Annotated in this window: 21 protein-coding genes; 7 read left to right on the forward strand and 14 right to left on the reverse strand. The window is 73.4% G+C overall.

Annotation, left to right across the window (positions count from 1 at the left end):
* Positions 1-9: 9 nt before the first annotated feature.
* From H5V45_RS07170 to H5V45_RS07205, 7 genes are all read right to left on the reverse strand, one after another.
* On the reverse strand, positions 10-879 hold the full coding sequence (locus H5V45_RS07170; RefSeq protein ID WP_185252299.1) for an aldo/keto reductase: 870 nt from the start codon (positions 877-879) through the stop codon (positions 10-12).
* A gap of 16 nt (positions 880-895) precedes the next feature.
* Positions 896-1,384 (reverse strand): type II toxin-antitoxin system PemK/MazF family toxin, encoded by a 489-nt coding sequence (locus tag H5V45_RS07175; protein WP_343061462.1) that lies wholly within the window; start codon positions 1,382-1,384, stop codon positions 896-898.
* A gap of 169 nt (positions 1,385-1,553) precedes the next feature.
* The gene (locus H5V45_RS07180) at positions 1,554-2,150 is read right to left on the reverse strand and encodes a hypothetical protein (protein WP_343061463.1); all 597 of its coding nucleotides are present in this window, start codon (positions 2,148-2,150) and stop codon (positions 1,554-1,556) included.
* A gap of 50 nt (positions 2,151-2,200) precedes the next feature.
* On the reverse strand, positions 2,201-6,244 hold the full coding sequence (hrpA, locus tag H5V45_RS21515) for an ATP-dependent RNA helicase HrpA (protein WP_221633942.1): 4,044 nt from the start codon (positions 6,242-6,244) through the stop codon (positions 2,201-2,203).
* A 43-nt stretch (positions 6,245-6,287) separates the two neighbouring features.
* Positions 6,288-7,589, reverse strand: a complete 1,302-nt coding sequence (locus tag H5V45_RS07195; RefSeq protein WP_185252300.1) for a hypothetical protein — start codon at positions 7,587-7,589, stop codon at positions 6,288-6,290.
* Positions 7,586-8,104, reverse strand: a complete 519-nt coding sequence (locus H5V45_RS07200) for a SigE family RNA polymerase sigma factor (RefSeq protein WP_185252301.1) — start codon at positions 8,102-8,104, stop codon at positions 7,586-7,588. Before H5V45_RS07200 ends, H5V45_RS07195 begins: the two co-directional genes overlap by 4 nt.
* Before the next feature lie 148 nt (positions 8,105-8,252).
* Complete coding sequence (locus tag H5V45_RS07205; protein WP_185252302.1) at positions 8,253-8,765, reverse strand: hypothetical protein; 513 nt, start codon at positions 8,763-8,765, stop codon at positions 8,253-8,255.
* 118 nt (positions 8,766-8,883) lie between these two features.
* On the opposite strand from H5V45_RS07205, the gene H5V45_RS07210 reads away from it, so the two are divergent.
* The 3 genes from H5V45_RS07210 (at position 8,884) to H5V45_RS07220 (ending at position 13,243) form a co-directional block, all read left to right on the forward strand.
* Positions 8,884-9,594 carry a response regulator transcription factor gene (locus H5V45_RS07210; protein ID WP_281385819.1) on the forward strand — a complete coding sequence of 237 codons (711 nt, stop codon included), beginning with the start codon at positions 8,884-8,886 and terminating at the stop codon, positions 9,592-9,594.
* Positions 9,595-9,597: 3 nt separating this feature from the next.
* Positions 9,598-11,025, forward strand: a complete 1,428-nt coding sequence (locus H5V45_RS07215) for a sensor histidine kinase (protein ID WP_185252303.1) — start codon at positions 9,598-9,600, stop codon at positions 11,023-11,025.
* Between the two features lie 79 nt (positions 11,026-11,104).
* Positions 11,105-13,243: a mannosyltransferase YkcB-related protein gene (locus H5V45_RS07220; protein WP_185252304.1), complete on the forward strand. Its 2,139-nt coding sequence runs from the start codon at positions 11,105-11,107 to the stop codon at positions 13,241-13,243.
* A gap of 111 nt (positions 13,244-13,354) precedes the next feature.
* On the opposite strand, the gene H5V45_RS07225 is transcribed toward H5V45_RS07220, so the two are convergent.
* A complete protein-coding gene (locus H5V45_RS07225) occupies positions 13,355-13,969 on the reverse strand; it encodes a TetR/AcrR family transcriptional regulator (RefSeq protein WP_185252305.1) in 615 nt (204 codons plus the stop codon).
* Between the two features lie 40 nt (positions 13,970-14,009).
* Between H5V45_RS07225 and H5V45_RS07230 the strand changes: the two genes are divergently transcribed.
* The 3 genes from H5V45_RS07230 to H5V45_RS07240 all read left to right on the forward strand — a co-directional run bounded on the left by H5V45_RS07230 (position 14,010) and on the right by H5V45_RS07240 (position 17,027).
* Entirely contained in the window at positions 14,010-15,521 is a 1,512-nt protein-coding gene (locus H5V45_RS07230) for a flavin-containing monooxygenase (protein WP_185252306.1), read from the forward strand.
* Complete coding sequence (locus H5V45_RS07235) at positions 15,518-16,360, forward strand: SDR family NAD(P)-dependent oxidoreductase (protein WP_185252307.1); 843 nt, start codon at positions 15,518-15,520, stop codon at positions 16,358-16,360. Before H5V45_RS07230 ends, H5V45_RS07235 begins: the two co-directional genes overlap by 4 nt.
* A 136-nt stretch (positions 16,361-16,496) precedes the next feature.
* Positions 16,497-17,027 (forward strand): ribonuclease FAU-1 family protein, encoded by a 531-nt coding sequence (locus H5V45_RS07240; protein ID WP_185252308.1) that lies wholly within the window; start codon positions 16,497-16,499, stop codon positions 17,025-17,027.
* A gap of 6 nt (positions 17,028-17,033) precedes the next feature.
* Here the strand turns inward: H5V45_RS07240 and H5V45_RS07245 are convergent, their stop codons facing one another.
* The 4 genes from H5V45_RS07245 to H5V45_RS07260 form a co-directional block, all read right to left on the reverse strand.
* Positions 17,034-18,395 (reverse strand): threonine/serine exporter family protein, encoded by a 1,362-nt coding sequence (locus tag H5V45_RS07245; RefSeq protein WP_185252309.1) that lies wholly within the window; start codon positions 18,393-18,395, stop codon positions 17,034-17,036.
* Positions 18,396-18,492: 97 nt separating this feature from the next.
* Positions 18,493-19,584 carry a DNA polymerase IV gene (locus H5V45_RS07250; RefSeq protein WP_185252310.1) on the reverse strand — a complete coding sequence of 364 codons (1,092 nt, stop codon included), beginning with the start codon at positions 19,582-19,584 and terminating at the stop codon, positions 18,493-18,495.
* Positions 19,585-19,619: 35 nt separating this feature from the next.
* Complete coding sequence (locus tag H5V45_RS07255) at positions 19,620-20,720, reverse strand: FUSC family protein (protein WP_185252311.1); 1,101 nt, start codon at positions 20,718-20,720, stop codon at positions 19,620-19,622.
* 40 nt (positions 20,721-20,760) lie between these two features.
* Complete coding sequence (locus H5V45_RS07260) at positions 20,761-21,123, reverse strand: hypothetical protein (protein ID WP_185252312.1); 363 nt, start codon at positions 21,121-21,123, stop codon at positions 20,761-20,763.
* Between the two features lie 176 nt (positions 21,124-21,299).
* On the opposite strand from H5V45_RS07260, the gene H5V45_RS07265 reads away from it, so the two are divergent.
* The gene (locus H5V45_RS07265; protein ID WP_185252313.1) at positions 21,300-22,706 is read left to right on the forward strand and encodes a wax ester/triacylglycerol synthase family O-acyltransferase; all 1,407 of its coding nucleotides are present in this window, start codon (positions 21,300-21,302) and stop codon (positions 22,704-22,706) included.
* 24 nt (positions 22,707-22,730) lie between these two features.
* Here the strand turns inward: H5V45_RS07265 and H5V45_RS07270 are convergent, their stop codons facing one another.
* Both H5V45_RS07270 and H5V45_RS07275 read right to left on the reverse strand, forming a co-directional pair.
* On the reverse strand, positions 22,731-23,555 hold the full coding sequence (locus H5V45_RS07270; RefSeq protein ID WP_185252314.1) for an oxidoreductase: 825 nt from the start codon (positions 23,553-23,555) through the stop codon (positions 22,731-22,733).
* An 11-nt stretch (positions 23,556-23,566) separates the two neighbouring features.
* Positions 23,567-24,478 carry an EamA family transporter gene (locus tag H5V45_RS07275; protein ID WP_221633943.1) on the reverse strand — a complete coding sequence of 304 codons (912 nt, stop codon included), beginning with the start codon at positions 24,476-24,478 and terminating at the stop codon, positions 23,567-23,569.
* Between the last annotated feature and the right edge of the window lie 67 nt (positions 24,479-24,545).

The raw sequence follows: 24,545 nt of genomic DNA on the forward strand, positions 1-24,545 counted from the left end.
GGCCTGCCCTCAGGCGTCGAGCCGGGCGAGCTCCTCGGGCGTGAGCACGAGGTCGACGGCCTGCAGCGAGTCCGTGACCGACTCCGGACGGCTGGCCCCCGGGATCGGGATGACGTGGTCGCCCTGGGCGAGGTGCCAGGCGAGGCAGACCTGCTGCGGGCTGACGCCGCGCTCGGCGGCCACCTCGGCGAACGCCGCGTGGTCGTCGCCGAGCCCGGCCGCGGAGCTCATCCCGCCGAGCGGGCTCCAGGGCAGGAAGGCCAGCCCCAGCTGGGCGCAGAGCTCGAGCTCACCGCGGCTGGAGAGGAACGCGGGGCTGAACTCGTTCTGCACGCTGACCAGCGCGTCGCCGAGGATGTCGTGGGCGGTGGCGATCTGGGTGACGTCGGCGTTCGAGAGGCCCACGCGGCGGACCAGCCCGGCGTCGTGCAGCTCGCGGAAGACGCCGATGGTCTCGACGTACGGCACGGCCGGGTCGGGCCGGTGGTGCTGGTAGAGGTCGATGGTCTCGACGCCCAGCCGGCGCAGTGAGCCCTCCACGGCCTCGCGGATCCACGCCGGTCGGCCGTCGACCGGCCAGTCCGCGCCGTCACGGCGGATCCCGCCCTTGGTCGCGACGAGGACCTCCTCGGAGCGGCTGCGCAGGGCCTCCGCGACGAGTTCCTCGTTGTGCCCGAGACCGCCGTCGACCGGGTGCCCGTCGGGGCCGTAGCAGTCGGCGGTGTCGATGAGCGTCACGCCGCGGTCGAGGGCGGCGTGGACCGTGGCGATCGCGCGGTCGCGGTCGGGCAGGCTGCCGTCGCGGCCGGGTCGCGAGAGCGGCATGCCGCCGAGGCCGAGGGCGCTGACGGCGGTGTCGCCGAGGGTGCGGGTGATCATGCCCCGACCGTAGCCGTCAGCCGAAGGTGTGCAGTCCCCGGGCGGCGGCCACGACGGCGTCGTACGTCGGGCGCGGGAGCGCGGCGCCCTCGCGCCGGATCGCGTCCGGTGCCAGCTCGATCAGCCGGTCGAGGCGCACCTCGCTGGGCCGGCGCTCGCGGTCCCAGGCGCCGGTGCCGACGTCCATCCACCGCCGGCCGTGCCGGGCCTCGTCGGCGGCGTCGCGGTCGTGGTCCTTGCTCGTGAGCATCAGTGCCAGCCAGCGGTCGCCGCGGCGCCCGACCAGCAGCACCGGGCGGTCCTTGCCGCGACGGGCGTCCTCCTCGTAGGGCACCCAGCCCCACACGACCTCGCCCGGGTCGGGCTGGCCGTCCGGGCGCGGGGCGTAGGCGCCGGCGTCGCCGGTGCGGGCGGTGCGGGCGGTGCCGGATGCGCGGTTGCTCCGGGGGCTCCGGGCGCCGGCGCGACGGAAGAGGCCGGTCAGGGCGCGGCGGGCGGTGCTCACGCGGCGACCCTAGCCCGCGCGGGCCGGGGAGGCCCGGGGACGAAGGTGAGGATGCCGGACCGGGAGCGCCTCACGGCGCGTGGCCGCTCGTAGCGGCTAATTGTGGGACCCGGGGCTGCCACGGTCCGGCACCCTCGTCCCCCATTTTAACGGGCCGGTGGGCGCGCTGTCAGCCGAGGCCGTGGCGGAGCTCGAGGTGGGCCGCGGACTCGAGCTGCTCGGCCAGCGTCAGCATCCGCTGGACCTCGGGCCCGGTGGGGTCGGGCAGTCCCGCCCGGCCGGTCGCCACCACCCGGGCGAAGGCCGCGGCCCGGAACAGCACGTCGGCGAAATCGCCCTCGGCGATGCCCCGCAGCACCTGGTCGACCATCGCCTTCAGCTCGTCGGGCCCGGGCGGGTCGGCCACGCCTGCCACGACCCGGGCGACCTGCGCCCGCGCCCGGCCGGCCTCGAACTCGCGGGCGACGGCCAGCGGGTCGGCGTACACCCACTGCCGCAGGAGGTAGAGGCGCCACAGGCAGCCCGCGAGGGAGTCGGCCGGGGAGCCCGCCCAGACCTCCGCGATCGCCTCGATGCCCTCGGTGTCGGCCAGGTGCAGCAGCCGCTCGGCGATCTCCGCGTCGCCGGTCCGGCTCGCGCCGCGGACCAGCAGCGTCGCGGCGCGCTCCGCGGCCTCGCTCACCTGCGCGGGATCGCTGCCGCCGACGAGCGACTCGAAGAGCCGCGAGCCGGGCGTCATCGGGCGGTGGTGGGGGCGACTCGTCACCCGGTCAGGCTACGTCGCCGTCGGTCGCGGGCGACTGACCGGGGAAACCCTCAGCCCAGCACCTTCCGGATCCGCTGGTCGGACACGGGGTACGGCGTGCCGAGGTGCTGGGCGAACAGCGAGACGCGGTACTCCTCGACCATCCAGCGCGCCTGCCGCAGCGACGCGTGCGGCGGCCGGCCGTCGGGGAGCGCCTCGAGCTGGTGCAGCACGGCGTCCTGCAGGTCGAGCAGCTGGTCCATCAGCGCGCGGTCGCGGTTGACGGCCCCGGCGCCGCCGGTGTCGAGCTTCTCGCGGCGCTGCTCGATCGCGGTGAGGTACGTCGGGTAGCGGCGCAGCTGGGCGACGCCGGCCTCCCCCACGAACCCCCGGTGCACCAGCCGCGCGAGCTGGCCCTTCATGTCGGTCAGCGCCGGGAGGGTCGCCATGTCGGCGCGGCCGCTCAGCGCCTTGTCGGCGCGCCGCCACCCGTCCAGCGCCCGCATCAGGTCGCCGACGACGGCGCGCAGGTGCGCCTCCTGGTCGCGTGCGGCCGCCGTGCGGAGCGCGGCGAACGCCGCCTCGTCCCGCACCACGGGGTGGGCGTCGACGACGGCCCCGACGACGGCCGCGCGGCAGTCCTCGAGCAGCTCGGCGACCGACGGGTACGGCGACCCGGCGAGCCCGAGCTTCTGCGCGTTGTCGAGCGAGTCGAGGACGGCCTTCACCGGCGACGGCGTCGTGAGCAGGAGCAGGCGACGGACACCGAGGCGGTGCTGCGCCTCCTGCTCGGCCTCCGAGCCGAAGACCCGGATGCCGACCGTCGTCCCCTCGTCGACGAGCCCCGGGAAGCCGCGGACCTCGTGCCCGGCGCGCTTCTGGGTGAAGGACGCCTCGACGGTCCCGAACACCCAGGAGGTCTCGCCGGTGCGCGCGATGCCGCTGTCCGCGGCGACCTCGGCGATCGCCTGCGCGAACTTCGGCCGCAACGGCTCCTTGAGCGCCTCCAGGTCCTTGCCGCGCGCCTGCTCACGGCCGGCGTCGTCGAGGACGCGGTACGTCGGGCGCAGGTGCTCGGGGACCTTGTCCCAGTCCCACGCCTCGCGTGGCACGACCACCCCGGTCGTGGACCGGAAGTGCCGCTCGAGCGCGGCGAGCAGCGGCTCCTCGCCGGCCGGGACCGCGGCGAGGAACTCGCGAGCCCGGTTGGGCGCGGGCACGAAGTTGACCCGGAGGTTCTTGGGCAGGCTGCGGATCAGGCTGGTGACCAGCTCCTCGCGCAGGCCGGGCACGTTCCACGAGAAGTCGTCGGCGGCGACCCGGTTGAGGGTCGCGACCGGCACGTCGATCGTGAGGCCGTCCTCGGCCGCGCCCGGCTCGAAGTGGTAGCTGATCGGGAAGGTCAGGCCCTCCCCCAGGCCCGACTCCCAGACCTCGGGGTAGTCCGCCTCGCGGATCTCGTCGGCACCGTCGTGGGTGAGCATCGCCGGGTCGAAGGTGAGCAGCTCGGGGTGCTCACGCCGGGTCCGCTTCCACCACTGGTCGAAGTGCGCCCCGCTCACCGCCTCGGCACCCACGCGGGCGTCGTAGAAGTCGAAGAGGGTGTGCTCGTCGACCACGATGCCGCGCCGACGGGCGCGGTGCTCGAGCTCCTCGGCCTCCTCGAGCAGGCGCAGGTTCTGCTCGTAGAACCGGTGCCGCGTCGACCACTCGCCGTAGACCAGGGCGTGCCGGATGAAGAGCTCGCGGGCCAGCGGCGGGTCGATCGAGCCGTAGTTGACCGCGCGGTCGGCGACCAGCGGTACGCCGTACAGCGTGACGCGCTCGAACGCCGTGACGGCCGCCCGCTTCTTCGACCAGTGCGGCTCGGAGTAGGTCCTCTTCACCAGGTCCTTGCCCAGCTGCTCGGCCCACTCGGGCTTGATGGCGGCGTTCTGCCGCGCCCACAGCCGACTGGTCTCGACGAGCTCGCCGGCCATCAGGAACTGCGGGTTCTTCCGGGCCAGCCCACTCCCCGGGAAGATGGCGAACTTGGCGCCGCGGGCACCGAGGTACTCCCGCATCGGCCGCCGCCCGCTCGGCGACTTCTCCTTCTCGCGCTCCTCGAGCAGCCCGATGTGGCTCAGCAGCCCCGACAGCAGCGCCTGATGGATGCCGTCCGCGTCCGGCAGGTCGGCCGGCACCCCGAGGTCGACCTCCATCTCCTTGCACACCTGCCGCAGCTGCGACTCGAAGTCCTGCCACTCCCGCACCCGCAGGTAGTTGAGGAACTCCTTCTTGCACATCCGCCGGAACGCGCTCGAGCTGAGCTCCTTCTGCTGCTCCTTGACGTAGCGCCACAGGTTCAGCCACGTCAGGAAGTCGGAGTCCTCCGCCTTGAACCGCGCATGCTGCTGGTCCGCCTGCGCCTGCAGCTCCGCCGGCCGCTCCCGCGGGTCCTGCAGCGACAGCGCCGCCGCGATCACCAGCACCTCCCGCACGCACCCCAGCCGCTCCGCCTCCAGGATCATCCGCCCCAGCCGCGGGTCGATCGGCAACCGCGCCAACCGTCGCCCCACCTTCGTCAACCGCGGCCCCTGCGGACGGCCGCGGCGCTCGCGACCGGAGGCGCCGTTGCCCGTCTCTTCGGGGCGAGGGGGCTCCGAAGGCCGTGGTTGGGCCTGGCCCCCTCGGAGCGACGAAGGAGCGGAGAGGGTGGTAGGCCGAGGCGCGCCTCCGCCGGGACGGGACGCCCGTTCCGGCTCCTGACGGCGCGACCCGCCCGACGAGTCGGCAGCGACCGGCCCAGCCGGAGAAGAATCCGCCCGCACCAACGCCCCCAGCTCCTCCAGGAGCTGAACCCCCGCAGCCACGTTGCGCTTGTCGGGCGGCTCCACGAACGGGAACCTCCCGACCTCCCCGAGCCCCAGCGAGGTCATCTGCAGGATCACCGACGCGAGGTTCGTCCGCAGGATCTCCGGGTCGGTGAACGCCGGTCGCCCCTCGAAGTCCTCCTCGGCGTACAACCGGATCGCGATGCCGGCCTCGACCCGCCCGCAACGGCCGGAGCGCTGGTTCGCGGACGCCTGGCTGATCGGCTCGATCGGCAGCCGCTGCACCTTGGTCCGGGCCGAGTAGCGCGAGATCCGCGCGACGCCCGAGTCCACGACGTACCGGATCCCCGGCACGGTCAGCGACGTCTCGGCGACGTTCGTGGCGAGCACGACGCGGCGGCCGGTGTGGGCGGCGAAGACCTTGTGCTGCTCGGCGGCCGAGAGCCGCGAGTAGAGCGGTACGACCTCGAGCGGCTGCTTGCGACGGTCGAGCTTCGCGAGGTCGTCGAGCGCGTCGGCGGTGTCGCGGATCTCCCGCTCGCCGGGCAGGAACACCAGGATGTCGCCGGGGCCCTCGGCGGAGAGCTCCTGGACGGCCTCGACGATCGCCTCGGTCTGGTCGCGGACGACGGCCTCGCCCTCCTCGTCCTCCTCCGGGAGCTCGACGAGCGGGCGGTAGCGGACCTCGACGGGGTAGGTGCGCCCGGAGACCTCGATGATCGGCGCGGGCCGGCCGTGCCGGTCGGCGAAGTGGGCGGCGAAGCGCTGCGGGTCGATCGTCGCCGAGGTGATGATCAGCTTGAGGTCGGGGCGCCTGGGCAGCAGCCGCCGCAGGTAGCCGAGCAGGAAGTCGATGTTGAGGCTGCGCTCGTGCGCCTCGTCGATGATGATCGTGTCGTACTTCTTCAGCTGCCGGTCGCGCTGCAGCTCGGCGAGCAGGATGCCGTCGGTCATCAGCTTCACCCGGCTGGACCTCGAGGTCCGGTCGGTGAAGCGGACCTGGTAGCCGACCAGGTCGCCCAGCTCGGTGCCGAGCTCGGAGGCGATCCGCTCGGCGACCGAGCGTGCGGCGATCCGGCGCGGCTGGGTGTGCCCGATCAGGCCCCCGCCCCGGCCGGGACGACCGCGGCCGAGCTCGAGGCAGATCTTGGGGATCTGGGTGGTCTTCCCGGACCCGGTCTCGCCGGCGATGATCACGACCTGGTGGTCGCGGATCGCGGCGGCGATGTCCTCGCGCCGCTGGGTGACCGGCAGCTCGGGAGGGTAGGTGATCGTCGGATCACCGGTGGCTGGGCCGGACATGATGGCCCCATTGTGCCCGGGGCGCCCAGCGCGGGCGAAACGGTTAGTTGAGCGGCTGCCACCGGTCGTCGGTGACCAGCGCGAGCGCGCGGTCGACGGGGAAGTCGGCGCCGTCGTACGCCGGCGCGAAGACGACCCGCACCTCGTAGGACGGCCCGTCGTAGATCGCCTGGAAGCCACCGCCCCACTTCGCACGCACGTGACCGACCAGCACCTCCTTGCCGTCCACGACCGGGTGCTCGCAGCGGTCGAACTGCGCGCGGAAGCAGCCGCCCGGGTCGGCGACCGGACCCATCAGCGGCGTCGCGTCCCAGGAGAGCTCGCCGCGGTCGCGGCCGTCGACCAGCCAGTGGCCGGCGACCCAGGCCTCGGACCGCCCGGACGTCTGGAGGTCGCCGAGGCTCTCGCCGGAGGCGAGCAGCGTCGCGCGCCCGACCTCCTCGAAAACGGCGGAGTCGAGCAGCGGCGGCACGTCGGGGGCGCCGCCGGGCAGGGACAGCCGCTCGTCGGCGGCGGCGCCGACGAGCGCCTGCTCGGTGACGTCGAGGCCCGAGACGCCCACGGTCGAGTTGTTCCCGAAGAGGCTGCTCGCGGTCAGGACCACGACCTGGCCGTCCTCGTGCTCGACCGCGACCTCGACGACGTCGTCGTGCACGGCGACCTCGGCGGAGCGGGCCGAGCCGGGCGCCTCGGCGTCGTGGCAGCGCCAGCCCTCGGCCTCCGCGCCGGACGAGCCGCACAGCCAGTACGTGCCGGACCAGCCGGCGTTCACGCTGACCTGGAGCATGCCGAGCCCGGACTCGCCGTCGTTGCGCCAGCCGTACTTCGAGCCGAGCGAGGTGACCTGGCCGCCCGCGCTGCCCCCCTGCTGGTTGCCGTTGGCCCGGGTGTACTTCACGAGGTGGTCCCAGCCGGGATCGAGGTGGGCGGCGAGGACCTGTTGGTACGCCGCCAGCGTCGCGTGGTCGGAGGGCGGAGGTGCCAGCGGCGTCTGGGCGCCCTGTGTCGTGCGCGCCTGGGTGCGGTCGGTCCCCGGGGTGGCGCTCGCGCCCGTGCCCGACGGCGCCGGGCTCGCGGAGCCGCCGGCGTAGTCGGGGCGCTCCGCGGCGGACCCCAGCCCCGGCGCCACGGTGGCGCCCAGGCCCAGGACGCCCACGGTGGCCAGGCAGGCGCCGCCGATCACGAAGCGCTGGCGGACCAGGCGTGCCCGGCCGCGGGCCAGGTCCTCCTCCACCGGGACGGCCGGCGCCTCGACGCCGGCGGCGAGGCGCCGCAGATGCTCGTCGAGGTCGCGGGGGTCGAGCGGCCGGTCGAGCGGCTCGGGGTGCTCGGGGGTGTGGGTCATCGGAGGTCTCCCGGGGCGTGCGTCGACTCGGCCGGCGTCAGCACGTGCCGCAGGCGGGCGAGGGCGTCGGACGTCTGGCTCTTCACCGTCCCGGGGCTGATCCCCAGGTCGGCGGCGGTCTCGTCGACGGACAGGCCCCAGTAGTGCCGCAGCACCACCACGCGCCGTTGTCCGGGAGCCAGCCCCCGCAGGGCGGTCCAGAGAGCGTCGGAGTCCTCGGCGCTGACGCCGTCCGGGGCGGCCCGGTCGAGCAGGCGGTCCTCGACCGGCCGCTCCCGGCGCCAGGGGCGGCGCACCTCGTCGAGGTGGCTGTTGACCACGATCCGGCGGGCGTAGGCGTCGACCGAGTCGAGGCGCGACGCGCGCGGCCACGCGGCGTACAGCTTCGCCAGCGCGGTCTGCACGATGTCCTCGGCGCGGTGCGGGTCACCGCAGAGGAGATAGGCCGTGCGGTACAGGTGGGCGCGACGCTGCGCGACGTACGCGCTGTAGCCGTCGTCCCGTGCTGCCCGCATCCACGACCCCTGTGCCCGTCGAGCCCGTCACCGGGTCCACGACCCGGTGCTCTCTTCTACCTCCCTGACGGAGCCGGCGCCAGAACGGTTGGGTCGTGCCGCCCTTTCGTCGGTCGGGACGGTCGAGACGGTCGGGACGGTCGGGGCCTCAGGTGTTGTCGCCGCTCGTGGTGTCGCCGCTCCCGTCGGGCTGGACGTCGTCCTGCTGCGTGGTGCCGGGCGGCACGCCCGGGGCCCCGGCCGGCGGCTGGCCCGGGACGCCCTGCTGGGTGCTGCCGCCCGGCTGGCCCTGCGGCAGCTGGCCCTGCTGGCCCGTCTGGCCGGGGAGCTGGCCGTTCTGGGTGATCCCGGGGCGGCCGAAGCCGCCCCCGGGACCGCCGGAGCGGCCGCTGCTGCCGCCGTCGCTCATCGCCCCGAGCGCGGCGCCGCCGGCGCCGCCGAGCACGAGGCTGGCCAGCGCGACCGCGGCGACGGCCCGCAGGCCCAGGACCCGGTGGCGCAGGCCGCCGGCCGGCGCGGCGGCCGCGGTGGGGGTCGACGGGGTCGTCGGCAGGGCGGTCGTGGCCGCCGGCGCCGGCGGGGCGGGCGGCGGGGTGGGGGCGACGTAGGCGTCGTGCGGGGTGGGGTCGCCGGCGGACTGGATCGGTTGCGTGTCGTTCATGGCGCCGACTGTGGCCAGCGAGGCTGTGCCCGCGCTGTGGCCCAGCGGTGAGAGAGTCGTGAGGTCACCACAGACAGTCCACAGGAAACCCACAGCGAGGATCGGCAGGGTACGACGCATGGAGCTGACCAGGACCGACGGATCCCCCCTGCGCGTGCTCGTCGTGGACGACGAGGTGAACATCGCCGAGCTGATCTCGATGGCGCTGCGCTACGAGGGCTGGGACGTCACGACGGCGCACACCGGCACCAGGGCCGTCGCCGCCGCCAAGGAGTTCCGCCCCGACGCGGTGGTGCTCGACATGATGCTGCCCGACTTCGACGGGCTCGAGGTGCTGCGCCGGATGCGCGCCAGCGACCCCGACGTACCCGTCGTCTTCCTCACCGCCCGCGACGCGGTCGAGGACCGGGTCGCGGGGTTGACCGCGGGTGGTGACGACTACGTGACCAAGCCGTTCTCCCTCGAGGAGGTCGTGGCCCGGCTGCGGGGGCTGATGCGGCGCTCCGGCGCGCAGCAGACCGCCTCGTCGTCGGTCCTCACGGTCGGCGACCTGCGCCTCGACGAGGACAGCCACGAGGTGTTCCGCGACGGCGAGGAGATCTCGCTGACCGCGACCGAGTTCGAGCTGCTCCGCTTCCTGATGCGCAACCCGCGCCGGGTGCTGTCCAAGGCGCAGATCCTGGACCGGGTGTGGAACTACGACTTCGGCGGCCAGGCCAACGTCGTCGAGCTCTACATCTCCTACCTGCGCAAGAAGATCGACGCCGGGCGCGACCCGATGATCCACACGATGCGGGGCGCCGGCTACGTCCTGAAGCCGGCGTCGTAGTCCATGCGCAACCGCTTCGCGTCGCTCACCTCGCGCCTCGTCGTCACGACGGTGGTGCTGGTCGCCGTGCTCTCGGTCCTCATCGGGACGGCCACGTCGCTCGCGATGCGCAACTACCTGATGGACCAGCTCGACAGCGACATCGTGAGCTCGGCCAAGGCCATCACCAGCGACCACGACGACGGACCTCCGGGCGCCGGCGGACGGTTCACCGGGCGCAACCAGGGCCCGGGGACGCTCAACGCCTTCCTCGGCACCGACCAGCACGGTGAGGTCCTGGGCAGCCGCCCGGGCGACCGGCGCGCCCTCTCCAGCGCGGCGCTCGAGGTGCTCGACGACGTCCCCGCCGACGGTCGGGTGCATGCCGTCACCCTCCCGGCGTTCGGGTCCTACCGGGTGACCGCGCTCGAGGCGACGATGCTGAGTCCTTCGGGCACCGCGGACGGCGTGCTCGTCATCGGGATGCCCTCCTCCGACGTCGACGACACGGTGGCCAGCCTGATCTGGTGGGAGGCCCTGCTCGGCCTGCTGGGCGTGCTCGTCGCGGCCGGCGCCGCCTCCTACGTCGTACGACGTCAGCTCCGCCCCCTGCACGAGGTGGCCGACACCGCCCACGCGGTCGCCGCCCTCCCGCTCGCGTCCGGCGAGATCGACCTCGCCGAGCGGGTCCCCGAGCACCTCACCGACGAGCGAACCGAGGTCGGTCAGGTCGGCGCGGCGCTCAACACCCTGCTCGCGCACGTCGAGTCGTCGCTGTCCGCGCGGCACCGCAGCGAGCAGCAGGTGCGGCAGTTCGTCGCGGACGCCTCCCACGAGCTGCGCTCCCCGCTGGCCACGATCGCGGGTTACACCGAGCTGGCCCGCCGACGCCCCGACGACGCCGGCACCGTGCGCACCGCGCTCGACAAGGTCGAGGAGGAGTCCGGCCGGATGACCTCGCTGGTCGAGGACCTCCTGCTGCTCGCCCGGCTGGACTCGGGCCGCCCACTCGAGCGCCGGCCCGTCGACCTCACGCTGCTGCTGCTCGAGGCGGTCTCCGACGCCCGCGTGGTCGCGCCAGACCACCGCTGGCAGCTGGAGCTCCCCGACGACGCGGTCGAGGTCGAGGGCGACGAGCAGCGGCTGCACCAGGTGGTGACGAACCTGCTGACGAACGCCCGGAAGTACACCCCGGCCGGCACCACCGTCACCGTGCGCGCCACCGCGTCCGGCTTCGCCGTGCACGACGACGGACCCGGCTTCCCGCCCGAGCTGGCGGACCACGCCTTCGAGCGGTTCGCCCGCGGCGACACCTCCCGCACGCGCGGCGCCGACGGCGGCGCCGGCCTCGGGCTGAGCCTCGTCGAGGCGATCGTCAGCGCGCACGGCGGCACCGTCACCCTGGCCTCCGAGCCCGGGGACACCACGCTGACCGTCACGCTGCCGTCCTGAGGATCGCCACGTCGGCCTTCACAGCCACCTGACAGGGCAGACCGACGGTGGACCCAGACGGGCCGCCGACAGTGGGGTCATGACGACGCAGACCTTCCGCGAGAGCGCCCCCGACGGCGCGGCGGACTCCCCCACCGACAGCCCCCGGTCCACGGCCCGACGTTCCCCGTACGACGACGTCGCGGACCGGGGGCGCCCCGCAGCGGACCGCCCCGAGCGAGGGCGGTCCGGCCGGTCGGGGCGACCGCAGCTCCCGGCCCGCTGGACCCGCGAGGGCGTGGCGCTCGTCGGGCTGCTCGTGGCCACGGGGGTGCTCTACCTCTGGGGCCTCGGGTCGTCGGGGTGGGCCAACTCGTTCTACTCCGCGGCCGTCCAGGCCGGGTCGGAGTCGTGGAAGGCCTTCTTCTTCGGCTCCTCCGACGCCGCGAACTCGATCACGGTCGACAAGACCCCGCTCTCGCTGTGGCCGATGGCGCTCTCGGTGAAGATCTTCGGCCTGTCGTCCTGGAGCATCCTGGTCCCGCAGGCACTCGAGGGCGTCGCCGCGGTCGCCCTGCTGCACGCCACGGTCCGTCGTACGACGGGGAGCGCGTGGACCGGCCTGCTGGCCGGCCTGGTGCTGGCCCTGACCCCGGTCGCGGTGCTGATGTTCCGCTTCAACAACCCCGACGCGATGTTGGTGCTGCTGCTGATCGGGTCCGTCTACGCCACCCAGCGGGCCCTCGAGGCGACTGACCCGGCCCGCGCGGACGGTCGTCCCGTCCGCTGGCTGGCCCTCGGCGGCGCGCTCGTCGGGCTCGCGTTCCTCACCAAGATGCTGCAGGCCTTCCTCGTGCTGCCGCCGCTCGCGCTCGTCTACGTCCTCTTCGCCGCCGTGCCGCTGCGCAGGCGGATCGGGCACCTGCTCGTCGCCTTCGGCGCGATGGTCCTCGCCGGCGGCTGGTGGGTCGCGATCGTGGAGCTGTGGCCGGCGGCCTCCCGCCCGTACATCGGCGGCTCGCAGAACAACTCGATCCTCGAGCTCACGCTCGGCTACAACGGCTTCGGCCGGCTGACCGGCGACGAGACCGGGTCGGTCGGCGGCGGCGCGACCGCGGGCGGCAACTGGGGCGAGACCGGCATCCTGCGGCTCTTCGACTCCGAGATCGGCGGCCAGATCGCCTGGCTCATCCCGGCCGCGCTCGTCCTCGGCCTTGCGGGCCTGTGGCTCTCCCGCGGCTCGCGCTTCCTCGGCCGCTTCGGCCGCCCGGAGACCACCGACTCCGCCCCCGACCGCACGGTCCGCGCCGGGCTCACCGTCTGGCTCGGCTGGCTGCTCGTCACCGGGCTGACCTTCAGCTTCATGGCCGGCATCTTCCACGCGTACTACACCGTCGCCCTGGCCCCCGCGGTCGCCGCGCTCGTCGCGATCGGCGCCCACGTGCTCTGGCGGCACCGTGACTCCCTGGTCGCCTCCGGCCTGCTCGGCTTCGCCACCGCCTTCACCACGGCCTTCGCGTTCTTCCTGCTGGACCGGGAGGCCGGCTGGCTGCCCTGGCTGAAGTACGCCGTCGCGACGCTCGGCCTGGCCAGCGCGCTGATGATCGCGGGCGTCCGGCACCTGCCGCGCCGCGTCGGCCAGGCGGTCGCCGCCGTCGCACTCGTCGCCTCGCTCGCCGGCCCCACGGCGTACTCCCTCGCCACCGCCGCCACCCCCCACACGGGCTCGATCCCCACGGCCGGCCCGAGCTCGAGCCAGGGTCCGGGCGGCGCGGGCGGCCCCGGCGGCGCGATGGGCACGCCGCCCGGCGGCACCGCGACCGGGACGGGCACGGGCACCGGGACGGGCACCGCCAGCGCCGGCGGCCTGCTGGAGGGCAGCACGTCGAGCGCGGCGCTCACGGAGATGTTGCAGACCGACGCCTCGTCGTTCACCTGGGTGGCCGCGGCGGTGGGCTCGAACTCCGCCTCCGGCTACCAGCTCGCGAGCGAGGAGCCGGTGATGGCGATCGGCGGGTTCAACGGCAGCGACCCGAGCCCGACGCTCGCGCAGTTCCAGCAGTACGTCGCCGACGGGGAGATCCACTACTTCATCGCCGGCGGCGGCGGGATGGGCGGCGGTCCCGGCGGCAGCGACACCGGCACCACATCCGAGATCAGCGCCTGGGTCGAGGCGAACTTCACCGCGACCACCGTCGACGGCGTGACGGTCTACGACCTCTCGACCGGGGTGCAGTAGCCCGCCCTGGCGCTCCCGACGGCCGACCTTCCGGGGGAACCTGTCACTTTCCGGGTGTTGCAACACCCGGAAAGTGCTGGTTTCCCCGGATATCCGGGGAAACCGACGCCCCTACGGCAGCACGTCGACCAACGCCGGCAACGACGCGACCAGGATCGCCAGCAGCTCCTCGCGGGTCACGCCGGCAGGCTCGACGACCCAGGTCAGCACGAGCTCCTCGGTCATCGCGGCCCACCCGCGGACGACCAGCCGCGAGGCGGGGGTCTCGGGGAAGATCTGGCCCTGGGCGTCCTCCCGGAAGACCCGGTCGGTGAGGGCGGAGCGGGCCTCCTCGTAGATCTCGCGCAGGGTGTCGTTGCCGCCGGAGGCGCCCTTGACGAGCGAGAGGTAGCCCTCGTAGTTGGCCACCACGTAGTCGACGTACGCCGTCACCGACGTCATCAGCCGCTCCAGCGGCTCCCCCACCGCGGGCGGCGCGGTCTGGGCGATGAGGTCGTCGGCCGCGCGGCGCACGACGGCCTCGTGGAAGGCGTGCTTGTTGCCGAAGTAGTGGTAGAGCAGGCCGCGCGAGATCCCGGCCTCCTCCGCGAGCACGTCGATCGACAGCTCGTCGAGGGACCGCGTCGCGAGCAGCCGCACCCCGAGGTCGAGCAGCTGCGAGCGGCGCTCGTCCGGGGTCAGCCGGGTCCGGGGGGTCGGGCCTGTGTCCGTCGTCACGGGATCCATCCTATTGACACTTGTTCAATAACGCTACTACCGTCGCACCATGACCACCTGGGCAGAGGCACGGCACGTCGAGCATCTCATCGTCGGTGCGGGATTCGCGGGTCTGTGCGCCGCGATCAAGCTCCAGGAGGACGGCGAGACCGACTTCCTGGTCGTCGAGAAGGGCTCCGACGTCGGCGGCACCTGGCGCGACAACACCTACCCCGGCGCCGCCTGCGACGTCCCCAGCCAGCTCTACTCGTTCTCCTTCGCACCGAACCCCGAGTGGACCTCGTCCTTCTCCCCCCAGCCCGAGATCCAGGCCTACATCCGCCGGACCGCCGAGCGCTCGGGCGTGCTGGACCGCTTCGTGTTCGACACCGCGCTCGAGGACGCCGCCTGGGACGAGAGCACCCAGCGCTGGACCTCCCGGACCTCCGCGGGCACGGTCGTCAGCCGCACCCTCGTCGTCGGCGCCGGCGGGCTCTCCGAGCCGCGACTGCCCGACATCGCGGGCATCGACGACTTCGGCGGCGAGCTCTTCCACTCCGCGCGCTGGGACCACGACGTCGACCTCGCCGGCAAGCGGATCGCCGTGATCGGCACCGGCGCCTCGGCCATCCAGATCATCCCCGAGCTGCAGAAGGTCGCGGGGCACGTCGACGTCTACCAGCGCACCGCGCCGTACGTCATCCCGCGCAACGACCGCACCTACACGCGCGTCGAGCGCGCGCTCTTCAAGAAGGCCCCGGCCCTGCAGAAGGCCTACCGGACCGGCATCTACTGGTCCAAGGAGCTGCTCGTCCCGGGCTTCACCTTCGAGCCGCGGATGGCGATGCCCGCCAAGCAGCTGGCGCTGGCCAACCTGCGCAAGGGCGTCTCCGACCCCGACCTGCGCGCGCGGCTCACCCCGACCTTCGAGATCGGCTGCAAGCGGATCCTGATCTCCAACGCCTACTACCCCGCGATCGCCTCCGACAACGTCGAGCTGGTCACCGACCGGATCGAGCGGATCACGCCGACGGGCGTCGTGACCGCCGACGGCGTCGAGCGCCCCGTGGACGTCGTCGTCGTGGCCACCGGCTTCTTCACCACCGAGCTGCCGATCGCCCAGCGGATCCACGGCCAGGGCGGCGCCACGCTCGCCGACACCTGGCGCGAGGACGGGATGGCGGCCCACAAGGGCACCACCGTGCACGGCTTCCCGAACCTCTTCATGATCGTCGGCCCGAACACCGGCCTGGGCCACTCGAGCATGGTCTTCGTGATCGAGTCCCAGGTGGAGTACATCCGCAGCGCCGTCCGCACCCTGCGCCACGGCAAGCACGCGGCCGTGTCGCCGAAGGCGTCGGCCCAGCGCCGCTGGAACGACCGGCTCCAGCGCCGGATGAAGCGCACCGTCTGGACACGAGGCGGCTGCGCCAGCTGGTACCTCGACGAGCACGGCAAGAACACCGTCCTCTGGCCTCGCACGACCGTCTCGTTCCGGCGCTCGCTCGCCGAGTTCGACGTCACGGAGTACGACGTCACCGCGCCTGTCACCGCAGGCACCACCGAAGGGATCTCCGCATGAAGACGCTCGACGACAAGGTGGTCGTGATCACCGGGGCCGGCTCCGGCATCGGCCGCGCCCTCGCCCTCAACCTGGCCGCCAAGGGCTCGCTGCTCGCCCTCTCGGACGTCGACGACGCCGGCCTCGCCGAGACCGTCGACCTGGTCAAGGGGGCCGGCGCGCGCGAGGTCCGCAGCGACCACCTCGACGTGGCCGACCGCGCCGCCTTCGCGGCGTACGCCGACGTCGTCGTCGGCCAGTTCGGCCGCGCCAACGTGATCATCAACAACGCGGGCGTGGCGCTGGCCGGTGACCTCACCGAGCTCGAGTACGACGACATGGACTGGATCGTCGGCATCAACTTCTGGGGCGTCGTGCACGGCACCAAGGCGTTCCTGCCGCACCTGATCGCCTCGGGCGACGGCCACGTCGTCAACCTGTCCTCGCTCTTCGGGCTGATCTCGATGCCCGGCCAGAGCATGTACAACGCCACGAAGTACGCCGTCCGCGGCATGACCGAGGCGCTGCGCGAGGAGATGCTGATCGCGAAGCACCAGGTCGGCGTCACCGCCGTGCACCCCGGCGGCATCAAGACCGCCGTCGCGCGGAACGCCCGGATGGCCAAGAACGAGGACAAGGAGGCCAGCGCGAAGTTCTTCGACGAGAAGCTGGCCAAGATGGAGCCCGAGCGCGCCGCCGAGATCATCGTCAAGGGGATCCTCGGCAACAAGGCCCGCGTCCTCGTCGGCCTCGACGCCCACGCGCTGCACCACTTCGCCAAGCTCACCGGGTCGCGCTACCAGGACGTCATCGCCCGCTCGGCCGGCAAGCTCGCGCCGAAGAAGGTCACCGTCCTCTGAGGCTGCCCCAGCCGGTGGTTGAGGAGGTTGCGCAGCAACCGTCTCGAAACCACGGCTCGGTTTCGGTGGGTGGTTTCGAGACAGGCGCCAGGGCGCCTTCCTCAACCACCGCGGGGACACCTGCTGGAATGACCCCATGAGCCCGCAGCCCGGTGACGCCGTCCGGATGGTGATGACCAAGTGGGGCGACGGGCCGCACTGGGAGTTCGACGGCGTCCTGCTGGGCAGCGACGAGCACGGGGACTGGGTGGGGATCGCCGGCGGGACGTTCATGTCCCGGCCGGGGGCGGAGTACGTCGCGCCCGCCGACCACGTCACGCTCGTCCCGGCCGCCGGGCCGGACCGGGACCGCGGGTTCCTCGCCACCTTCTACGCCCCCGGCGCGGCGGTGCAGGTCTACGTCGACATGACCACGCCACCGGTGTGGGACGGCGCGGTCCTGCGGGCCGTCGACCTCGACCTCGACGTCGTGCGCGGCACGACCGGCCGGGTCTGGGTCGACGACGAGGACGAGTTCGCCGACCACCGGGTGCAGCTCGGCTACCCCGACGAGATCAGCCGGCTGGCGATGAGCACCTGCGACCGCGTGCAGGCGGCCGTGCAGGCCTCCGCGGCGCCGTACGACGGCAGTGCGAGCGTCTGGCTCGAGCGGCTCGCGAGCCGCTGACCCGCATCAGGCGTCGACGGTCTCCCGCCGGTCGCGCCGCTCCCGGCGCGCGGCGCGACCGGTGCGGACGCGGAGCGGTCCGACGAGGCGCGGCCCGGCGAGCCGGCTCTCGAGCTTGTTGGCCTCACGCTTGAGCGGCTGGGCGACGTACTCCCCCAGGATCACGCCGGACGACAGCGCGATCGCGATCGAGGCGGCGGTGACCATCGCCAGCATGCCGTCGGAGGAGTTGGCCGAGCCGCCCTCCCCCAGCAGCGCGAGGCCGCGGTAGATCGAGAGACCGGGGAGCATCGGCACCACCGCGGACACCACCACGACGAGCGGCGGCACCCGCACCCGGCCGGCCACGGTGTAGCTCACGAGGCCGATGAAGAACGCTGCCAGCCCCGTCGACCAGGCCCGGCTGAAGCCCTGTAGGACGATCGTCTGCGAGATCACCACGGCCGCCGCGGCGATCAGCCCGATGGGGCCGATCGCGCGGGCCGGGGCGTAGCAGGCGAACGCGAACGCCGCAGCGCAGATCGCGCTGCCGACGGCCATCATCGTGACGCTCTCCCAGTCGGAGATGCCGGGGTCGAGCCGGCCGACGGGGAAGCCCAGCACGGCCCCGACCGAGAGGCCGCCGCTGACACCGCCGATGATGCCGGCGGTCGAGAGCAGTGCCTCGGTCAGCCGCGCGCCGGCGGTGACGTAGAAGCCGGACAGGGCGTCCTGCAGGGCGCCCATGAAGCCGATGCCGGCCAGCAGCATGACGATGTTGGCGGTGACGACCAGCGACGGGTCGACGTCGAGCCGGGAGGCCGAGGCGAGCACCGCGAACATCGCGGCCACCCCGCCACCGGCGACCTGGCGGTAGAAGAACGGCACCCGGCGACGCGCCATCGTCAGCTGCAGGCGCTCGATGCAGACGGCGGCCAGGAAGGCGATGGCGACGACGGTCGCGTTGCCGCCCAGCAGGATCGCGACGCCGGAGCACATGACGCCCCAGCCGAGCGTCACGGCCCAGCGCGGGGTGTTGTGGCCCGAGGAGACGATCCGGGCCAGCACGGCCCGCGCCTCCATCAGGTCGACGCGGTCACCGAGGACGTCGCGGACCAGGTGGTCGACCTGGGTGAGGTCCTCGTAGTCGATGTCGCGCTGCTTGACCTGGCGGACCTGGATGACCGCCGGCTCCTCGGGGCTGGCCTGGTGGCTCATCGAGAGGGACGTGAAGGTCACGTCGATGTCGGGGTAGCGCACCCCCAGCTGCCAGGCGAGCGACTGCATCGTGGCGGTGACGTCGGCGGCCCCGGCACCGGAGGAGAGCAGCAGCTCCCCCACCCGGAGACAGAAGTCCAACGTCAGGTTCAACGCGCGGGCCTCCAACATGCTCACCATGCTGGCAGGGCTCCGGAGGGCCCGGCCAATCGACAGCCGGGGTCCGCGCGGTGTCCTTCGTCACGGGTCCGGGGAGCCGCGCGGAGGCTCAGTAGCCGCCCTCCGGCTCGGTCATCTCGAGGCGTACGCCGAGCAGCCGGACCGGCCGGTCCCGCTCGACGCGATCGAGCAGCGAGACGGCCGCGGCGGCGAGCACCTCGGGGTCATTGCTGGGCTCGGGCAGGGTGAGGCTGCGGCTCACGGTGATGAACGGGCGGTACCTCACCTTGATCCCGACCCGGGCCGCCGGGCGACCCTCACGGTCGATGTCCTCGAGCACCCGACGGGTCAGCGCCCGGACCTCATCGGCGACGCGCCCCCAGTCGTCGAGGTCCTCCTGGTAGGTCTCCTCGCGGCCGTGGGCGCGCGGCACCCACGGGGTCGCGTCGACCGGGCTGGCGTCGGCGCCGCGGCCGAGGCGGTGGTACCACGGACCCATGGTCGGCCCGAGCTCCGCGGCCAGCACCCGCACGTCCGAGGTCGCCAGCTGGGCGACGGTGTCGATGCCGAGCGCGGCGAGCTTCTTCGACGTCTGGCGCCCCACGCCCCACAGCGCGTCGGTGGGCCGCTCCCCCATCACCTCGAACCAGGTCTCCTCGGTCAGCATCGAGACACCACGCGGCTTGTTGAAGTCGGTGCAGATCTTGGCCCGCGGCTTGGTGTCGCCGATGCCGACCGAGCAGTGCAGCCGGGTCGCGGCCAGCACCTCGTCGCGGACGGTCGCGGCGAACGCGCGCGGGTCGCCCAGCTCGTCCCGACCCGGCCCGGGTCCGGCCGCCAGGAACGCCTCGTCCCAGCCGAGCACCTCCAGCACGACCCGCACCCCGCCCCAGCTGAGCCCGCGCAGCGTGTCCATCACCTCGACCGACGCGGCGTCGTACGCCGGCTTGTCGACCGGCAGGAAGACCGCGTCGGGGCACTTGCGGGCGGCCACGCGCAGCGGCATGCCGGAGCCGACGCCGAAGGCGCGGGCTTCGTACGACGCGGTCGCGACCACCCCGCGCTCGGTCGGGTCCCCGCGGCCCCCGACCACCACCGGCAGGCCGGCCAGCTCGGGGCGGCGCAGCACCTCGACGGCCGCGATGAACTGGTCCAGGTCGACGTGCAGCACCCAGGGCTGGCCCGGCGGCCGGTCGCTCATCGCCCCGTCACCATCGCCCCGTCACCATCGCCCCGTCACCGCGGTGGGGGCGGCAGGGCGTCGGTGGACTCCATCTGGTCGAGGCCGGTGAGCAGCAGCAGGTCGACGACCACGGAGCGGAGCTGGGCGAGCACCACCTCGGCCGCGAGCTCGTCGGTCCGCTCGACAGTGCCGGTGGCCTGCCCGACCGCCAGCAGAGTGGTCCGCGCCCCGACGGCCATCTGGTCGGAGGCCAGCTCGTCGGCGACCTGGTCGGCCGCGTCGGCGAGGTCGAGCGCGAGCAGGGAGTAGGAGCCCGGGACCGCGCGGCGGTGGTAGGCCGCGACCGCGGTCTGGCGGACCAGCACCCGGGTGCTGCGCAGCGCCCGGTCGAGCGGGTCGACGAGCTCGACCATCCGCCGCAGGTTGCCCTTGTGGCGGACCCGGAACGGTGACGACGCCACCACGGACAGGCCCTCGTCGGCGGCGTCCTGCAGCTCGCGGATGAGGTAGTCGGTGGAGCGCGCGTCGGCCAGCAGCGCCATCGCGCGGTCGACCTCGCCGTCGACCATCACCTCGCCCGCGGCCCGGAGCAGCTGGGCGATCTTGCGCACCACGACGGCGGCCTGCTCGCGCGGGCGCCGCAGCGGGGCGGCCGGGACCGCGGTCGCGGCCAGCAGGGCCACGCCTCCCCCGACGAGCGCGTCGGTCCAGCGGGTCAGGCCCGCGCCCGGGTCGGGCAGCAGGGTGCTGACCACGATCGACTGCACGGCGGCCTGGGTGACGAGCAGCTGCCCGCCGTCGAGGAGGAAGGCCAGCGACATCGCCAGGCCGACGATGATCGTCAGCTGCCACCAGCCCGATCCGATCTGCTGGACCAGCAGGTCGGCCAGCAGCACGCCGACGGCGACGCCGATCGTCACCTCGAGCACCCGGCGCAGCCGCTGCCCGTAGGACGTGCCGAGGCTGACCACGGCCGCGACCGGGGCGAAGAACGGCGTCTGGTGCCCGAGCAGGTCAGAGGCGATCAGCCACGCGACGCCGGCGGCCAGCGCGCACTGGATGATCTGCCAGCGCTTGGACTTCAGCCGGGCGACACGGGACCTGGCGGAGCCCCGGCTGCGGCTCCACATGCGGTCGAGCGGTCCCGGCTCCATGCCGGTGATCCTGCCAGAGCGCGCGGTCCCCGGAGGCCGCTCACTTCTGGTGGGCGTACCCCAGGGCCACCTTCATCTGCCGCAGGTCGCGGAAGGTCACCCGGACCTGGGTGTGGCAGACGGCCCGGCGCACCCGGTTGTCGCGCTCGTTGCACGCCGCGTGCGCCTCGGCCCGCGTGGGCGGGTAGTCGACCGAGCCGTCGTAGTACTCGATCGTGAACCCGTTGACGGCGTCGCCGCTGACGTCGACGACGGTGTTCGCCGGCGGCGGGTCGTCGACGGTCGCGGCCAGCGCGACGCCACCGCTCCCGAGCAGGGCGAGCGTGGCGAGCAGGGCGATGAGCAGCTTCTTCATGAGGGTCTCCCGTGCGGTCAGGTCGCCGGGCACCTCCCGGCCGTCCACGACGCTAGGAGCGGGCGAGGACGTCCGGGCCGGCTCGGCGCCGGGCTGGGGAGAACCCCGACCGCGACGCCGCCTGTGGACGACTAAGGGGCCGCCGGCGGGGTACGGCGTGGACCTCCCCTTGTGGCGGTGGTCACCAGCGGCAAGGATCGCCGTACCGACGAAAGGCACCACCTGTGGTCTCACCGATCGATCCCACGTCCGCGGCGTTCCTCTTCGCCGAGAACCGCAGCATGCCGATGCACGTGGGTGGGCTCCAGCTGTTCAAGAAGCCCGAGGGTGCGGGCCGCACCTACATCCGCGACATGTACGAGGAGATGCGCGACGTCCAGGACATCGCGCCGCTGTTCCTCAAGCACCCGAAGCGGTCCATCGGCACCGCCGGTCAGTGGGTCTGGGAGCCGGACGAGCAGTTCGACATCGAGCACCACGTGCGGCACAGCGCGCTGCCGAAGCCGGGCCGGGTCCGCGAGCTGCTCGAGCTCTGCTCGCGGCTGCACAGCACCCGCCTCGCGCGCGAGCGGCCGCTGTGGGAGGCGCACGTCATCGAGGGCCTGCGCGACGGCCGCGTCGCGATGTACACCAAGACGCACCACGCGCTGGTCGACGGGATCTCCGCCATGCGGCTGCTGCAGAGCGTGCTCAGCACCGACCCGGACGAGCGCGACATGCCGGCCATGTGGGGCGCACGCCCCAAGCGGGCCAAGACGTCCAAGGAGCTCTCGCGCGTCGAGCAGAGCCTCGCCGACGTCCCGATCCAGGCCCTGCGCACCGCGCTCGGGATCACCGCCGAGGCCGCCGGCATGCCCGGGGCCCTGGTCAAGACGATCAGCAAGGGCCTCAAGAACGAGACCTCGGCGCTCTCGCTCTACGCCCCCCGGACGCTCTTCAACCAGAACATCACCGGCTCGCGCCGCTTCGCCGCGCAGGACTGGCCCATCGAGCGGCTGCGCGCGATCGGCAAGAAGACCGGCACCACCCTCAACGACGTCGTGCTCGCGATGTGCAGCGGCGCGATCCGGACCTACCTCCTCGAGCTCGACTCCCTGCCCGAGCAGCCGCTGGTCGCGATGGTCCCGGTCGGCCTGAACGCCAAGCAGTCGCAGGTGGCCTCGGCCGACGGCGGCAACGCCGTGGGCGCGGTCATGGTGCAGCTCGCGACCGACCTGCACGACCCGGCCAAGCGGCTCGCGACGATCCACAAGTCGATGCGCGACGGCAAGGAGGCGCTGTCGTCGATGACGCCGGTGCAGATCATGGCGATGAGCGCGCTCGGCCAGGCTCCCGCGATCCTCGGCCCGATGCTGCGCATGCAGGGCATCGTGCGGCCGCCGTACAACCTCATCATCAGCAACGTCCCCGGCCCGAAGACCACGCACTACTGGAACGGCGCGCAGCTGGTCGGCACCTACCCGCTCTCGATCCCGATCAACGGCATGGCCCTCAACATCACGTGCACGTCGTACGACGGCAACATGGCGTTCGGGCTGACCGGCTGCCGCCGCACGGTGCCGCACCTGCAGCGGCTGCTCAACCACCTCGACGAGGAAGTGGCCGCGCTGGAGAAGGCCGCCGGCGTCTGACCCGTCGGGCCAGCGGCCCGGGCCTCAGCGCAGGTAGGCCCGGGTGAGGATCGCGTCGAACGCGCGGTCCGGCAGCAGCCGGCGCGTCGCCATCACCATCCGGGCACCGCGGCCGGTGGCGTAGCGCGAGCGCGGGGTGCCGGCCGTGGCCGCCCGGACGATCGTCCGCGCCACCGCGCCGGGGCCGCTCGACATCACCCTGTTGTCGACGCTCGCCAGGCGCTTCGCCGCCGAGGCCGCGGTCAGCTCGTAGGCACCGCCGCGGCTGGTCGCGACGAGGCTGTCGCGCGAGATCTGGTTCCACTCCGTGAGGATCCCGGCGGGGCGGATGATGACGACGTCGATGCCGAACGGCGCCAGCTCGACGCGCAGGCTGTCGCTGAAGCCCTCCACGGCGTTCTTGGTGGCGTGGTACCACGCACCGAACGGCTCGTAGATCACCGCGCCGATCGAGGAGATGTTGACGATCCGGCCGCTGCCCTGCCGCCGCATGTGCGGCGTCACGAGCTGGGTCAGCCGGGCCAGGCCGAAGAGGTTGACCTCGAACTGGCGTCGCGCCTCGTCGATCGGCACGTCCTCGACGGCGCCGTAGGAGCCGTAGCCGGCGTTGTTCACCAGCACGTCGACGCGGCCCTGCTCGGCGACCACCCGCTCGATGCCGGCGACCATCGAGGCGTCGTCGGTGACGTCCATCCCGAAGACGTGGACGCCCTGCTCGGCCAGCGCGGCCATCCGCTCGACGCGCCGGGCCACGGCGTACACCTCGAAGCCGGCCTTCCTCAGGCGCAGCGCGGTGGCCTCGCCGATCCCGCTGGAGGCTCCGGTGACGATCGCGACGCGTGGGTCCATGGACCCATGATTCACCCCACGGCCGCGGGCACCACCGCCGGTCCGGTCCGCGACCCGCTGCGCTCGGCACCGATCCCCGCGACCACCACGAAGGCGACGCCGACCACCGCGAGGGCGTCGGGCACCTGGTGCAGGGCGACCACGCCGATCACCAGCGCGAACGCCGGCTCGAGGCTCATCAGGGTCCCGAACGCGCTCGTCGTGAGCCGTCGCAGCGCGAGCATCTCGAGCATGAACGGCACCACCGGCAGCAGGATCGCGAGCCCGGCGCCGACGACCAGCAGCTCGGGCGTGACCCGGCCGATCACCGACGGGCCGGCGACGACGGTCGCGACCAGCCCGGCGACCGGCATCGAGATCGCCAGGCCGCCGAGCCCCGCGACCTGGTCGCCGACGCGCTGCGTCAGGAGGATGTACGCCGCCCAGCCGACCGCGGCCGCGAGGGCGAAGGCGATCCCGACCGGGTCGGACCCGCCGTGCCACGGCTGGGTGAGCAGCAGCACCCCGACACCGGCCAGCGCCGGCCACACCCGGCGACCGCCGTGGCCGCGGGCCACCGCGACGCCCAGGGGCCCGAGGAACTCCAGCGCGCTGGCGGTGCCGAGCGGCAGCCGCTCGACGGCGGCCATGAACAGCATCGTGATGGCGGCGGTGACCACGCCGAGCGCGACGCAGGCCCGCAGCGCGGCGGCCGTGAGGTCGCGGACCCGCGGCCGGACCAGCAGCGGCACCAGCACCCCGGCCCACCCGAGCCGCAGCCAGGCGGCGCCCTCCGGTCCGACCCGGTCCATCAGGCCGACGGAGGCGGCCAGGCCGAGCTGGACCAGCAGCATCGAGACGACCGCCAGCGGCGCGCCGGAGCGCCCGGACGCGGCGCCGGGAGCCGGCAGGGTGACGGGACGGGTGGCGGTGGAGGTGCTCATGGCTCCAGTGAAGACGAGCCGATCGTTCACGTCCACGTGATACTGATGGACAAATCGTTCATCGATC

It is taken from the genome of Nocardioides luti, assembly GCF_014212315.1.
Taxonomy (GTDB): Bacteria; Actinomycetota; Actinomycetes; order Propionibacteriales; family Nocardioidaceae; genus Nocardioides; species Nocardioides luti.